Origin of the sequence: Stenotrophomonas sp. Sm6012 (assembly GCF_030985895.1) — a bacterium.
GTDB classification, from domain to species: domain Bacteria; phylum Pseudomonadota; class Gammaproteobacteria; order Xanthomonadales; family Xanthomonadaceae; genus Stenotrophomonas; species Stenotrophomonas forensis.
In genome coordinates this window covers 21,587-35,443 of the sequence record NZ_JAPTFX010000002.1, presented here as the reverse complement: position 1 = coordinate 35,443, position 13,857 = coordinate 21,587, and the positions used below count along the sequence as shown (strand labels likewise).

Here is a 13,857-nt window from a genome sequence, read left to right as displayed (position 1 = left end):
CCTTTCGGGGTTACGGAGTCTTGGCCAGGAAATCGGCGGTGCGTTGCTGGCGCGGGCGCTGGAACAGGGCCTCGGGCGTGCCCTGCTCGATCACCCGCCCCTGGTCCATCATCACCACGTGGTCGGCCACGCGACGGGCGAAGCTCAACTCATGGGTAACGATCACCAGCGTGGTGCCGGAGCGGGCCAGTTCCTCGATCACGATCAGTACTTCGGCCACCAGCTCCGGGTCCAGTGCCGAGGTCGGCTCGTCGAACAGCAGCACCTTCGGCTGCAGGGCCAGCGCGCGGGCAATCGCCACGCGCTGCTGCTGGCCGCCCGACAGTTGGCGCGGGAAGGCATCGGCCTTGTCGGCCAGGCCCACCCGCTCCAGCAGCGTGCGCGCCTGCTGCTCGGCCTGCGCGCGCGGCACGCCGCGCACCGCGATCGGCGCCTCGATGATGTTCTCCAGCGCGGTCAGGTGCGGGAACAGGTTGAAGCCCTGGAACACCATGCCGACCTCGGCGCGGCGGCGGCGGATCTCGCGCTCCGGCAGCTCGTACAGGGTGTCACCGTCACGGCGGTAGCCGATCAGCTGGCCGCCGACGGCCACGTAGCCACTGTCGGCGCGTTCCAGGTGGTTGATCAGCCGCAGCAGCGTGGACTTGCCGGCACCGGACGGGCCGATCAGTACGGTCACGCTGCCCGCGCGCAGGTCCAGGTTCACGTCTTCCAGCACCGGCTGGTCGCCGAACACCTTGCCTACGCCATGCAACGACACCGATGCACCCTCGCCCGCCTCGACCTGCGCGGCGATGCGCGGGCGGCTGGTGGCGCGCGGCGTGGGATCGTGCTGTGTACGCGTCGGCGACGATACACGCGACACCGAGCGCTCGCGCTGCAGCTGGCCGCGCGCAAAGCGCTGCTCCACCCGTCGCTGCAACAGCGACAGCACGGTCAGGATCACCAGGTACCAGACCGTGGCCACCATCAGCAGCGGCACCACCTCCAGGTTGCGGCGGTAGATCACCTGCACGGTGTAGAACAGCTCTGGCAGCGCCAGCACGTAGACCACCGACGTGCTCTTGGCCAGCCCGATCACATCGTTGAACGCTGCCGGCAGGATCGAGCGCATCGCCTGCGGCAGGATGATGCGGCGCACCTGGCGGCCACGCGGCAGGCCAAGTGCGGCTGCCGCCTCGTACTGGCCATGGTCGACCGACAGGATGCCACCGCGGATCACTTCGGCCGAGAATGCGGCCTGGTTCAACGTAAGGCCCAGCACCGCCGCCGTGAACACACCGATCAGTTGGGTGGTCGGGTACGAGAACAGGCTGATGCCGGTGAACGGCACGCCCAGCTCGATGGTGCTGTACAGGTAGCCCAGGTTGTTCAGCAGCAACAACAGCACCAGCAGCGGGATCGAACGGAACAACCAGACGTAGCCCCACGACACCGCCGACAGCAGTGGCGAGCCGGAGACGCGCGCCAGCGCAAGCAGGGTGCCCAGCGCGAAGCCAAGGCCGGTACCCAGTGCGGTCAGCAGCAGCGTGCGGCCCAGGCCTTCCAGCACCGGGCGCGCGAAGAACCACTCGGCGAACGTGCCCCAGCCCCAGCGTGGATTGCCCAGCACCGATTGCAGGGCAATCAGGATCAGCGCCAACGCCAGCAGCGTTCCGAACACCTGCAGTGGATGCCGGGCCGGCACGATCTTCAGCGCGGGCGCCGGTGCGGGGCGTGCGGCAATTCCATCCAGCGCGGTCGACGGCGTGCTCATGCGTGGGCTCCATGCAGTACAGCCTGCGCCTGCGCGACCCGTGACGCGGGCGCCTGCAGATACTTCTCGAACGGCAGGTGAGCGATGGTTTCCGGATCCGCCTGCAGATCGAACAGCGCGGTGTAGCCATGGCTGAGGTACAGGCCGACCGCTTCGGGCTGGCGGAAGCCGGTGGTCAGGAACACCCGCCGATAGCCCTGGCGCGCGGCCTGCGCCTCCAGCTCCTGCAAGACGCGCCGCGCGATCCCCTGCCGCCGCAGCCCCGGCAGCGTCCAGATCCGCTTGAATTCAGCGGTCTCCGGATCGCGGTGCGGCATGAAGGCACCCCCGGAGATCGCAACGCCGTCGCGCAGCAACAGTACGAACGCGCCTACCGGTGAGGCGAATGCCTGCGCGGGGTATCGCTGCAGCTCCTCGCGGGCACTGCCACCGATGCGTCGGCGCACGTCGGCGTAGCGGCTGTCGTACTCCTGCTCCAGGCCATCGAACAGGGGCCGCGCCAGCGGATCATCCACCGAGGTATAGAAGAAGCGTTCGTTGCTGCTCATGCCACGTCCTTCACCAGGTAGTCTTCGGCCAACCGCGCCCACAGGCTGGCGGCCGGCGCGATGGCGGCGTCGTTGAACACATAGCGCGGACTGTGCAGCGGTGCGCTGTCGCCGTTGCCGACGAACACGAAACTTCCGGGGCGCGCCTGCAGCAGGAAGGCGAAGTCCTCGCTGGCCGTGCGCGGCGCAAAGTCAGGCACTACCTGTTCGGCGCCGAAGCCACGCAAAGCCACCTCGCGGACGTAGGCGGTCTGCTGCGGATGGTTGATTACGCTGGGGAAGCCACGCGGGAATGCAATCTCGGCCCGCGCACCGAAGGCGGCGGCGGTCTGCTCGGCAATCTCGATGGTCCGACGGCGCAGGGTGTCGCGCACCTCGGGCAGATAGGCGCGTACGGTCAACGTCAGTTCGACCACGTCCGGAATCACATTGGCGGCCTGCCCGCCATGGATCGAGCCGACCGTGACCACGCCCATCTGCCGTGGATCGACATTGCGCGATACCACGCTCTGCAGCGCGGTGATGATGTGCGCCGCCACCAGGATCGGATCGACACTGCCCTGCGGCTCGGCACCATGGCCGCCCTTGCCGATCACTTTCAGCCGCGCCCAGTCCACCGACGCCATCGCCGGACCGTCGACGAAGCCGAAGTGGCCCACGGGTACGCCCGGCCAGTTGTGCAGCCCATAGATTGCATCCACCGGGAAGCGCTCGAACAGGCCGTCGGCAATCATCTTCGACGCGCCCGAGCCGGTTTCCTCGGCCGGCTGGAATACCAGCTGCAGGGTGCCGTCGATACGGCCATGGTGAGCCAGGTAATGCGCGGCCGACAGCAGGATGGCGGTGTGGCCATCGTGGCCGCAGGCATGCATCAGGCCGTCGGTCTGGCTGGCATAGGCCAGTCCGGAATCCTCGTGGATCGGCAGTGCATCGATGTCGGCGCGCAGGCCGAGGCGACGGCTGCCCTGCCCGCGCTGCAGTATGCCGACCACGCCGGTGCCGCCGAGACCGGTGGTGACTCCATAGCCCCACTGCTGCAGCAACTCGGCTACGCGGGCACTGGTGCGGTGTTCCTCGAAGGCCAGCTCCGGGTGCCGGTGCAGGTCATGGCGGATGGCGATGGCCGCGTCGGCGCGTGCTGCGATTTCGGGCAGCACACCGCTCGACGTGGGTGTCCGCCGGACCTGGTCCGGCACTGCCGCGGTTTCTCCGCTCATCGCCCTACCCCGCCTTCCGCGCCGGTTCGGCGTCGGTTGCATACCGGCTGGCCTTGTATGGCAGGCCCAGATGCTCACGCAGGGTCTGCCCCTCCAGCTCACGCTGGTGATAGCCGCGCGCCTGCAGGATCGGCAGCACCTGGGTCACGAAATCGTCCAGGCCTTCGCGCTGTGCAGCGAAGCCGAGGATGAAGCCATCGCTGGCACCGGCGTCGAACCAGCGGATCAGCTCACCGGCCACATGCTCCGGCGTGCCGATGAAGTTCGGCCGCGGGCTCACGGCTTCCAATGCCACCTGGCGCAGGCTCAGGCCCTTTTCGCGCGCGTCCTGCTTGATGCGGTCAGTGGTGGAACGGAACGAGTTGCTGCCGATCCCGCCCAACTCCGGGAACGGTGCATCCGGGTCGTACTGGCTGAAATCATGGTGGTCGAAGAAGCGGCCGAGATAAGCCAGCGCGTCCTCAAGCGTGGCCAGCGCGGCAATCGCCTGGTACTTGGCTTCGGCTTCCTCGGCGGTGCGTCCGACGATCGGGCCGATGCCCGGGAAGATCTTCACGTCATTGCCGCTGCGGCCGTGCGCGATCGCCGAGTTCTTCACCTTCTGGGTAAATGCTCGGGTTTCTTCCAGCGACGGCGAATGGGTGAACACCGCATCGGCATACTTGCCGGCCAGCGCGATGCCATCATCGGATGAACCGGCCTGGAAGATCACCGGCTGGCCCTGCGGCGAACGCTGGATGTTGAGCGGCCCTTCCACCTGGAAGAAGCGTCCCTTGTGGTCAAGCCGACGGAACGTCTCAGGCGCGAAGAACGTGCCAGTGTCGCGCTCACGCACGAAGGCACCGTCATCCCATGAATCCCACAGCCCCTGCACCACCTCCAGGTACTCGTCAGCAATCTGATAGCGCAGCGCATGTTCGGGGTGTGGCCGCCCGTAGTTGCGCCCCGAACCTTCCAGCGGCGAGGTCACCACGTTCCAGCCGGCGCGACCGCCGCTGAGCAGGTCCAGCGAAGCAAACTGGCGCGCCACCGTGAACGGGTCGCTGTAGGAGGTCGACAGCGTGCCGGCCAGGCCGATCTTCTTCGTTGCCGTCGCCAGCGCCGACAGCAGCGAGATCGGCTCGAAACGGTTGAGGAAGTGCGGAATCGACTTCTCGTTGATGTACAGCCCGTCGGCCACAAAGCCGAAGGCGATGCCGTTGTCCTCGGCAGTACGCGCGATGTCGATGTAGAACTGCAGGTTGACGCTGGCATCGGCCGGGTTGGACGGATGCTTCCAGGCATGCATGTGGCTGCCGGGGCCCTGCAGCATGATGCCGAACGGAATGTGGCGCGGGGTCGTGCTCATGGGAATCGCTCCTGCAGGTCAGGCCACCGCCGCGCGTGGCGCGGGCGACAGCAGTTCAAGGGATGCCAGGCGTGCGTCGAGGTCGGCCACCGGCGCGTCGAGGATGAACTCGCCCACGCCGAAGCGCCGATGCAGCGCATCCAGTTCGTCTCGCACGTGCTGCGCATCGCCGGACAGCACGCTCGGGCGTGTTTCCTCGATGCGGAAGTCGGCCACGCCTACCTGGCGTGCGTACTCGGCAGCCGCTTCCGGGCTGGGCAGATTCACCGTCTGGCCGGGGCCAAGGTGCAGCTTGTAGACGCGCAGCGCGCCGATATGCCGCGCCGCGGTTTCGGCAGACCGTGCGGCAAAGGCCACCGTGGCCAGCAGTGGTGGCTGCGTCGACGCGCTGCGGTAGGCGTCGAACGCGGCTTCGATATGCTTCGGATCACCATCAAAGTGCGCGGCGTAGACGAAGCGCCAACCGAGCTCGGCCGCCTGCTTCGCACTCTGCGGGCTGGCCCCCAGCAGGAAGCGTTCCGGTGCCTGCTGCGGAAGGGGCCGGGCCAGTGCGTCGCCCTCGGCGCCTGACAGATAGCCTTCCAGGTCGCGCAGCTGCTGGTCGAAATCGGCGAAGGCCGGTCGCCCTGCCGCCAGCGCGGCGGTCGACGCGGGCAACCCGCCGGGCGCCTTGCCCACGCCCAGATCCACCCGTCCCGGCGCCAGCGCCGCCAGCAGGTTGAAGTTCTCGGCCACCTTGTACGGTGCGTAGTGGCGCAGCATCACGCCGCCACTGCCGACGCGGATGCGCCGGGTCTGCGCCAGTACCCACGCCGCCAGCACTTCCGGCGCAGGGCTGGCCAGCGTGGGTGCGGCATGGTGCTCGGCAAACCAGTAGCGGTGGTAGCCCAGCTGCTCGGCGCGCTGCGCCAGCTGCAGGCTGTGGCGCAGCGCCTGTTCTGGCGACGCACCTTCGGCCACCGGGCTCTTGTCCAACACGCTGATCAGGTAGCTCATCGTCGCGTCCTCGCTCAGGGGTGGGCCACGGGAATGCCAAGCAACCCGTTCAGCGCCGCCAGGATCGGTTCGGCACCGGAGATGTACTGGCGATCCTGGTGTGCACCGCTGGCAAGCTCACTGCGCACGCCCTGCGGAAGCACCAGCTTCGGCAACGACTGGTCCTGTTCACCGATCTCGGCGATCACCTCGCGGCGCGGCCGCGCGAAGCCAATGCGTCGCACATCCAGCTGTGCATCGAGACCATCGATGCTCGACAGCGCTCCTTCCAGCAACAGGCTGTGCCGGCAGAAGAAGCGCTGGCCGGGAAGCTGGCCGTCCTCGAACTCACGATCGAGCAGGAACAGGATGGGTTTGTCAGTTGCGTCCAGACTCACGGAGTCGTCCTCATCAGGGCCGGCAATGCAATGCCGATTCGATTTCGATGCTAGAGAAGCCAGCGCCGGCAACAGCGATGCCAGGCGACAATCGGCGGTCATATCCGGCCATGCAGATGCGCCTTGGCCATAAGCAAAGCGCCGCCGGTTATGGCGTCAGGCAATGCGCCGCAGCGGCGCCGGCAACACCCGCGCCTGCGTGGCCAGATGGCCGACCGCACGCTCGGCCGCCAGTGCGATCCGGGCCTGCAAGGCGGCGCTGTGGTTGTGCTCACCGTCGAAGTCGGCCGGCGTGGCATACACCCCTATCGGCAGCGTGTGCGCCTGCAGGAAGCTGAACAACGGCCGCAGCTGGTGATCGATCACCAGCGCATGGCGCTCGCTGCCCCCGGTCGCCGCCAGCAGTACCGGCGTATCCACCAATGCCTCCAGTTCGATGAAATCCACCAGGTGCTTGAACAAGCCGGGATACGAGCCGCGATACACCGGCGCGGCCACCACCAGCAGTTCGGCAGCCTCGATGGCCCGCAGTGCCCGTTCCACTTCCGGCTGCGCCTCGGCGCGCGTCAGCGACTGCCCCAGCGAACGCGCGATCGGCGCCAGTTCCACCAGGTCCACGCTGGCGTGCACCCGCTGCTGCAGCGATTCCAGCAGGTGCCGGACCAGCAGCAACGTACGCGACGTCGCGGAACTGGTCGGCGACCCGACCAAGGCAACCACCTTCAGTGCAGAAGACATGAAACCCTCCCATGTAGAGCCGAGCCCTGCCCGGCTGCTTTCGCCCTTGTAGAGTCGAGCCATGCTCGACTGCCGTTGGCCTGAACCTCAGAACCGGTAATTGACCCGCCCGTACCAGTACGCCCCAACATTGCCCAGCACATCGCCACTGTCCCAGGTGGTCTCGATGCTGGCCACATCGGTGGCACTACGCGCGTACCCGGGCACCTTGCGGGTGCGCTTGTCGAACACGTTGTTGATGCCCAGCGCCGCACTCCAGCCCGCACCCAGTTCCACAGCACCGGAAAGGTTGGTCACCAGCACGGGTGGCTGCTTGTACTCCACGCCGTTGTTCAGGCGCTTGATCGGGCCGTAGTAGGTGAAGTCCACGTTCGAGCGCCAACGCCCGTTCTGCCACCCCAGCCCTGCCACCTGCGTGTAGCTGGGCGTGCGGAAGCGCAGCGCGTACTCGCTGGACTTTGTCAGCAGGTTGATGTTCGGCAGGCCCTGCAGTGCCGCCGGAATGTCGCTGACTTTCTGGATGGTGGTACGGCCGATGTTGGCTGCGTAGCTCCAGCGCAGCTTGCCCCAGGCGGTTTCCTGGTTGGCTTCCAGGGTCAGCTCGACGCCCCGCGTGCGGGTGTTGCCCACGTTGGTGAAGTAACTGGCGTAGAACGCATCACCGGCCAGGATGCTGATGCCGGCCGAACCCAGCAGCGCATCGATGGTGTTCTTCTGCGCCGCGCTCAGCACCGTGCCGCTGTTGTCGGTCACCCGCGCCGGGTCCTGCGCGTTGTAGCCGATCTGGCTGGACTGGCCCAGCTGCCCGCGGATGTCGATCTGGTACGCATCTACTGCCAGATGGAACGCCGGGCTCGGATCCCAGGTCACGCCCAGGCTGTAGTTGGTGGCTTTCTCAGGCTTCAGCGGCGTTGCACCCAGCGCGATCGCCGCCGGCGAGGACACCTGCGCCACCAGCGTTGTGCCGCACGGGCAGCTGCCAGTGGCCTGGTAGAACTGCGCGCCCAGGCTGGGGGCATGGAAGCCGTTGCTGACCGTCGCACGCAGGCCCAGCGCATCGGTGAAATCAAAGCGCGTGGTCAGCCGCCCGGTCGAGACACTGCCGAAATCCGAATGGTCTTCCCAGCGCGCGGCCGCATCCAGGTACCAGCGTGAGGTGATGTTGGTCGCTGCACCCACATACACCGCCTTGCTGTTGCGCGTGGCCTTCACCGCATCGGCCGTGGAGTAGCCGACGAACGCGGCGGCACCGAAGCCGGTGTACGACTCCCACTGCCCAGCCCCGCGCTCGTACTGCTCGTGCTGGTATTCGGCGCCCGCACTCACTTCCAGCGGCGATGCGAACGCCGCCACCTCGAATCCACGGCGCAGATCCAGGTTGGCGATGCCCTGCTGGTAGTCCAGCTTGCCGTCATAGAAATCGGTGGGCGAGCCCGGGTACGGCAGTGAGTAGTTCACCGAGTTGCGCGTGTAGGTGCGCACGGTGCTGCGGTTGCCGGTCAAGCTGGCGTCGTAGTCCCAGCCGGCAAGCTGGCCTTTCACGCCCGCCGTGCCGGTGTACTGCTTCTCCTTGGTGTCCAGCACCGGCAGGAAGCCGTCCGGAAACACGCTCAGCACGCCCGGTGCCTTGTAAGTGGTGAAGATGGTCGCGGGCAGGCGGAAATTCTGGATCGCCTGCGCGGTGCGGTCGCTGGCGGTCGCGTTGGCATAGAACTGCGCGCTTTCACCCAGGCCATGACCCACGTTCACCGCGAAGGCCTTCAAGGCATACGAGGGCGAACTGAGGATGGTGTTGGCCTCGGCATTGCGGTTGGCCTCGGCCGGGTTCGGCGAGGCTCCCGCCGGCAGCCGGTTGTTGGGGCGAAGTGCCACCAGGTTGCCGTTCGCGTCTACCGCCGGGTAGCTCAGGTAGCCATCGATGTAGCGGCGGGTACGGATTGCATGATGCTGGCGCGTGCTGTCGCCGGACAGGTTGACGAAGCCATCGGCGCCCCACGGCAAACCAACATTGGCACGCACGCTGGTACGCGAGCCATCGCCATCGATGCTCTGCCCGCTTTCCACCGACAGATCGCCACCGTGCGCCTGCGATTTCAGGATCACGTTGACCACACCGGTGATCGCGTCCGAGCCGTAGATTGCCGAGGCGCCATCGCGCAGCACTTCCACATGGTCGATGGCAGCAACCGGAATCAACGCCAGATCGGCCCAGGCATGCCCGGGAAACCCACCACCGTTGGCCCCGCTCACGTAGGCGCTGGCATTGCGGCGCTTGCCATTCACCAGCACTAGCGTGTAGCCCGGCGACAGATTGCGCAGCTGGTAGCCGCGGATCAGGCTCTCCTGATCGCTCTGGTAGCCACCGATCTGGCTCAGCGAAGGCAGCGCACGCTGTAGCGCTTCCAGCAGGTTGCCCTGGCCGGTGGCGGTGAGGTCTTCGGCGGAGATCACATCGATCGGCGTGGAGCTGTTTTTCACGGTGCGCGTGCTGGTACGCGAACCGGTCACCACCACGGCGTCCAGCGTGGACGCAGCCACGTTGGCGGTCGCCGCGGTGGTGGCGGGCTCGGCATCGGCTTCAGCGGCATGGCTGGGCGATGCCGCCAGGGCCGCGGCGATCAGGACAGCAAGCGTGCTCAGTACGGGGGTGTGGGCGGCAGGCATGGGGGCTCGTGAGGTGGGCCGGAAACACGCTTCCATTCAAGAGCGTGTTCACCCGCCACGACAGGCGTGATCGCGTCACCCAGCCGTAACATCCGGCCACCCACATGACCGCTGGTCATGACGTTAGGCGGCAACGCGGTCTGCAGCGCTACATGCCTCACAGGCATCACCTCATGCCCGCGCACCGCGCAACGCCTGGCACCGCGGCCCGTAGCATCAAGCCATGCCAACCCTGCCCGCCGATCCCAACGCGCCACTGGTCGCCATCGTCGCCTGCCACGGCCAGGGGCTGTTCGAGTTCGGCTGCGCGGTCGGCCTGTTCGCACCGGTGCGGCCGGAACTGGGCGTGGCCTGGTACCGCACCCAGCTGTGCGCGGGCGAACCCGGCGCACTTCGCATGCTCGGCAACACCCAGGTGCAGCTGCCCTACGATCTAGACAGCGTCGATGACGCCGACACCATCGTCATCCCCGGTTGGCGCGAACCCAGCGAGCGCCCGCCACAGGCACTGCTCGATGCGCTCATCCGCGCCCACGCGCGCGGCGCGCGTATCGCCTCGATCTGCTCCGGTGCCTTCGTGCTGGCCTGGGCCGGCCTGCTCGATGGCCGCCAGGCCACCACCCACTGGCGCCTCACCGAAGCGCTTGCGCGCGACTTCCCCCGCGTCGATGTACGCGAGGACGTGCTGTATGTGGATGCCGGCAGCATCATCACCTCGGCCGGCTCGGCCACCGGCATGGACATGATGCTGCACATGGTGCGCAAGGATTACGGCGCGCGCGTGGCCAACCTGGTGGCCGAGCGGCTGGTGCTGGCGCCGTGGCGTGATGCCGGGCGCAGCCAGCGCGTCAGCCGCGCGATTCCCAACGGCGAGCCCAGCCGCCTGGCGAAGCTGATGGAATGGATGCGCCGCAACCTGCGCGAGCCGCACTCGCTCGGCAGCCTCGCCGAGCAGGCCGCGCTCAGCCAGCGCACCCTGCAACGCCAGTTCCTGGACGCCACCGGCCTGTCACCCATCGACTGGTTGATCCGCGAGCGCGTGGCCTTCGCCCGCGAGCTGCTGGAAACCACCGACCGGCCACTGCAGTGGATTGCCGAGCACGCGGGGTTCGGTTCGCAGGAATCCTTCCGGCGCCACTTCCGCAGCCAGGTCGATGCCAGCCCCACCGAGTACCGCAGCCAGCATCGCAGCGGCATCGGTGCGGATCGCCTGGTGGGCTGCTGACCCCGTTACGCGGCGGGCAGATCCTGCGCGTCAACGCTCCATTCCCTGCCCGATCGGGACAGCAGCTGATCAACCCGCCGTTCCAGCTCCACGGCCTTGAACGGCTTGGTCAGGATCTCCATGCCAGGCTCCAGATGCTCGCCGCCCACCGCAGCACTCGCGGCATAGCCGGTGATGAACAGCACGGGCAGGTCGCGGCGCCGCTGTCGTCCGGCGTCGGCAACCTGCCGGCCGTTCAACGTGCCGGTCAGGCCCACGTCCGTCACCAGCAGATCAAAGTGCTGCCCACTGTCCAGCAAGGCCAACGCCTCACTGCCATTGGCCGCCTCGGTCACCGCGTGGCCCAGTCCCGAAAGCACATCGCGCACCAGCCCACGGATTGCATCCTCGTCCTCCACCAGCAGCACCGATCGGCTGGCCGAGGCCGGCTTCAGTGGCATCGCACTCGGCAGGGCGACATCGACCGCCTGCGCCGGATCGGATTTCGGCAGGTACAGATGCATGGTCGTACCCGCACCCGGTGCCGATTCCACGTCCACCTGGCCGCCCGACTGGCGGGTAAAGCCATAGATCATCGACAGGCCCAGCCCGGTTCCCTGCCCGATCGGCTTGGTGGTGAAGAATGGCTCGAAGACTTTTTCCAGGACGCTGGCATCCATGCCCGTACCGGTATCGCGCACGGACAGGCGCACGTAGTCACCAGCCGGCAGTCCCAACCGCTCGCTGCGCGTTCCTGCCAGCGCTTCGGTGCTGCTGGAAATGATGATCGTGCCGCCCCCCGGCATGGCATCGCGCGCGTTGATGCACAGATTCAGCAGCGCGTTTTCCAGCTGCGGTGCATCGACCCGTACCGCATCCTCGAAACGGGTTTCAATGTTGATCGAAGGGCCGATGGAACGGTTCAGGATATCCAGCATACCGCTCACCAATGCGGCAACGCGCACCGACGACGGCGCCAGCGTCTGCCGCCGGGAAAACGCCAGCAGGCGCTGGGTCAGCGCAGCGGCACGGTCGGCACCGGAGCGCGCCATCTCCAGGTAGCGCTCCAGCCCATCCACGCGGCCCTGCTCCACGCGCATTTCGAGCAGCTCCAACCCCATCGATACCGCGGTCAGCATGTTGTTGAAGTCGTGCGCGATGCCGCCGGTCAACTGCCCCAGCGACTCCATCTTCTGGCCCTGCCGCAGCCGCTCCTCCATCGCCATCAGTTCGGCCGTCCTGGCCTGCACCCGTTCTTCCAGCGTCAACGTCAGCTGCTGCAGGCGCTGCTGGGCAATGCGACGGTCGGTAATGTCCGAGGCCGCGCCGAACCATTCCTTCACCCGCCCATGGTCATCCAGCAAAGGCACCGCGCGTAGCTGCACCCAGCGCACCGAGGCGTCCGGCAGCAGCGTGCGGTGTTCCACCTCCAGCGCGGACGTAGCCTGCAGCGCCTCGTCGATGGCCGCATCCACGGCCAGGCGGTCGCCCGGGTGAACCAGCTGCTCGCGCCAGGAACCCTGCGCATCGTGCAGCTCCGCCGCGTCGCCCTGCCGGTAGATCAGGCTCATCTGCTGCCAATCGGCGGAAATGGAATACAGCGACTGGGTCGCGGCCGAGACCAGCGCCGCCAGGCGCCGTTCGCTCTGCGCCAATGCATCGGCGGCGGTGCGTTCGGAGGTGCGATCGCGGAACACCACCACGAATCCCACCGCCTCGCCTTCCCCGCCGCGCAGCAGCGTCATCGAGCCCTGCGCCCAGAAGCGCCCGCCATCGCGGCGGCGCAGCCAGCGTTCGCCACTCAGCCCGCCGTGCAGCAGCGCATGCTGCATGTTGTGCTGGAAACGGTTCGCCTGCAGATCGTCCTGCAGATACAGCAGCCCGGCATGCTGGCCCAGCACCTCGCTTTCGTGCCAGCCCAGCGTCTCTTCCGCGCCGCGGTTCCACAGCGTGATCAGACCGTCCATGTCGGTGGCGATCATGGCGTAGTCGCGGGCGCTGTCCATGATCTGCCGGTGGCGTGCCTCGGTCAGCGAAAGATGCTGTTCCAGCGCGACCTGCGGCGTCAGATCCAGGCCCTGCACGAAGATGCCGTTGACCTGCCCGGCTTCGTCCTTGCACGGCTGGAACACCACATCAACGATATGCCGTGGGCCAAACCCGGGCTGCGGCACCCCGCTGTCGTAGGCCACCTTGCGCCCGATATACGGCTCGCCGGTACGGTACACCTCATCCAGCAGATCCACGTAGCCCTGGTCCAGAGCTTCGGGAAGGGCCTCGACCAACGGCCGGCCAACCACCTCGCGGTGGCCGATCAGTTTCTCATAGCCCGGGTTGACCAGTGCAATGCGGTGCTCGGGGCCGGTCAGGAAGGCCATGAACATCGGCGACTTCTCGAACAGCGCGATCAACCGCTCATTCTCGCGGGCCAGCTTCTGCTGGGCCACGATCATCCCGGTCACCTCCTTGGTCACGCAGAAGGCGCCCGCCACCTGCTCGTCGCCGCCGTACAGGGGCGAGAACGAGAACGTCCACCAGGTATCTTCCGGTTGCCCGTAGCGGTTCATCGCCACCGGCACGTTCTCGAAACGCGACCCCTGCCCGGCGAACGCGCGCTCGATCGGCTCGCGTACCGCAGGCCAGGCGTCCGCCCACAGGGTGCGGAGCGGCGCGCCCATCGCCTGCGGCAGCCGCGGCCCCAGGATCGGCGCATAGGCATCATTGAACAGGAACACCAGCTCCGGGCCCCAGACCAGGTACATGCTCTCGGGGGAGTTGAGCATCAGTTCAACCGCGCAACGCAGCGACGCGGGCCAGTGGTCCGACGGGCCCAGCGCAGTCGCCGACCAGTCATGGTCGCGGACACGCTCGGCAGCGGCCCCCGTCGCACGGGGGAAAACAGATCGACTCGGTTGCACTTCACATCCTGACGGAGGGCGGGGGTCGCAGCGCCCCAGCGGCATTCAAGCCGCTGCAGGAAATGAGACTGGCCTCGCCAATCTACGCGAT

Annotated in this window: 10 protein-coding genes; 1 reads left to right on the top strand and 9 read right to left on the bottom strand. The window is 67.3% G+C overall.

Annotated elements, in window-relative coordinates:
* Window positions 1-10: 10 nt before the first annotated feature.
* From O0J73_RS00765 to O0J73_RS00730, 8 genes are all read right to left on the bottom strand, one after another.
* Window positions 11-1,756, bottom strand: a complete 1,746-nt coding sequence (locus O0J73_RS00765; protein ID WP_308307769.1) for an amino acid ABC transporter permease/ATP-binding protein — start codon at window positions 1,754-1,756, stop codon at window positions 11-13.
* Entirely contained in the window at window positions 1,753-2,304 is a 552-nt protein-coding gene (locus O0J73_RS00760) for a GNAT family N-acetyltransferase (RefSeq protein WP_006435457.1), read from the bottom strand. Before O0J73_RS00760 ends, O0J73_RS00765 begins: the two co-directional genes overlap by 4 nt.
* Complete coding sequence (locus O0J73_RS00755; RefSeq protein WP_308307768.1) at window positions 2,301-3,521, bottom strand: M20 aminoacylase family protein; 1,221 nt, start codon at window positions 3,519-3,521, stop codon at window positions 2,301-2,303. The genes O0J73_RS00760 and O0J73_RS00755 overlap by 4 nt, the downstream gene beginning before the upstream one ends.
* Before the next feature lie 4 nt (window positions 3,522-3,525).
* Entirely contained in the window at window positions 3,526-4,869 is a 1,344-nt protein-coding gene (locus tag O0J73_RS00750; RefSeq protein WP_049457243.1) for an LLM class flavin-dependent oxidoreductase, read from the bottom strand.
* Between the two features lie 18 nt (window positions 4,870-4,887).
* Entirely contained in the window at window positions 4,888-5,865 is a 978-nt protein-coding gene (locus O0J73_RS00745) for an MsnO8 family LLM class oxidoreductase (RefSeq protein ID WP_308307767.1), read from the bottom strand.
* Window positions 5,866-5,879: 14 nt separating this feature from the next.
* On the bottom strand, window positions 5,880-6,242 hold the full coding sequence (locus tag O0J73_RS00740; RefSeq protein WP_197562979.1) for a DUF3088 family protein: 363 nt from the start codon (window positions 6,240-6,242) through the stop codon (window positions 5,880-5,882).
* Between the two features lie 156 nt (window positions 6,243-6,398).
* The gene (gene msuE, locus O0J73_RS00735; RefSeq protein ID WP_308307766.1) at window positions 6,399-6,980 is read right to left on the bottom strand and encodes an FMN reductase; all 582 of its coding nucleotides are present in this window, start codon (window positions 6,978-6,980) and stop codon (window positions 6,399-6,401) included.
* Window positions 6,981-7,067: 87 nt separating this feature from the next.
* Complete coding sequence (locus O0J73_RS00730; RefSeq protein WP_308307764.1) at window positions 7,068-9,644, bottom strand: TonB-dependent receptor; 2,577 nt, start codon at window positions 9,642-9,644, stop codon at window positions 7,068-7,070.
* Between the two features lie 223 nt (window positions 9,645-9,867).
* On the opposite strand from O0J73_RS00730, the gene ftrA reads away from it, so the two are divergent.
* Entirely contained in the window at window positions 9,868-10,869 is a 1,002-nt protein-coding gene (gene ftrA, locus O0J73_RS00725; protein ID WP_308307763.1) for a transcriptional regulator FtrA, read from the top strand.
* 5 nt (window positions 10,870-10,874) lie between these two features.
* Here the strand turns inward: ftrA and O0J73_RS00720 are convergent, their stop codons facing one another.
* Window positions 10,875-13,631, bottom strand: a complete 2,757-nt coding sequence (locus tag O0J73_RS00720) for a PAS domain S-box protein (protein WP_308307762.1) — start codon at window positions 13,629-13,631, stop codon at window positions 10,875-10,877.
* Between the last annotated feature and the right edge of the window lie 226 nt (window positions 13,632-13,857).

Bases quoted from the DNA above. Each gene is read 5' to 3' on its own strand.
- O0J73_RS00765 (WP_308307769.1), bottom strand. From the start codon at position 1,756: ATGAGCACGCCGTCGACCGCGCTGGATGGAATTGCCGCACGCCCCGCA.
- O0J73_RS00760 (WP_006435457.1), bottom strand. From the start codon at position 2,304: ATGAGCAGCAACGAACGCTTCTTCTATACCTCGGTGGATGATCCGCTG.
- O0J73_RS00755 (WP_308307768.1), bottom strand. From the start codon at position 3,521: ATGAGCGGAGAAACCGCGGCAGTGCCGGACCAGGTCCGGCGGACACCC.
- O0J73_RS00750 (WP_049457243.1), bottom strand. From the start codon at position 4,869: ATGAGCACGACCCCGCGCCACATTCCGTTCGGCATCATGCTGCAGGGC.
- O0J73_RS00745 (WP_308307767.1), bottom strand. From the start codon at position 5,865: ATGAGCTACCTGATCAGCGTGTTGGACAAGAGCCCGGTGGCCGAAGGT.
- msuE (WP_308307766.1), bottom strand. From the start codon at position 6,980: ATGTCTTCTGCACTGAAGGTGGTTGCCTTGGTCGGGTCGCCGACCAGT.
- O0J73_RS00730 (WP_308307764.1), bottom strand. From the start codon at position 9,644: ATGCCTGCCGCCCACACCCCCGTACTGAGCACGCTTGCTGTCCTGATC.
- ftrA (WP_308307763.1), top strand. From the start codon at position 9,868: ATGCCAACCCTGCCCGCCGATCCCAACGCGCCACTGGTCGCCATCGTC.
- O0J73_RS00720 (WP_308307762.1), bottom strand. From the start codon at position 13,631: ATGCTCAACTCCCCCGAGAGCATGTACCTGGTCTGGGGCCCGGAGCTG.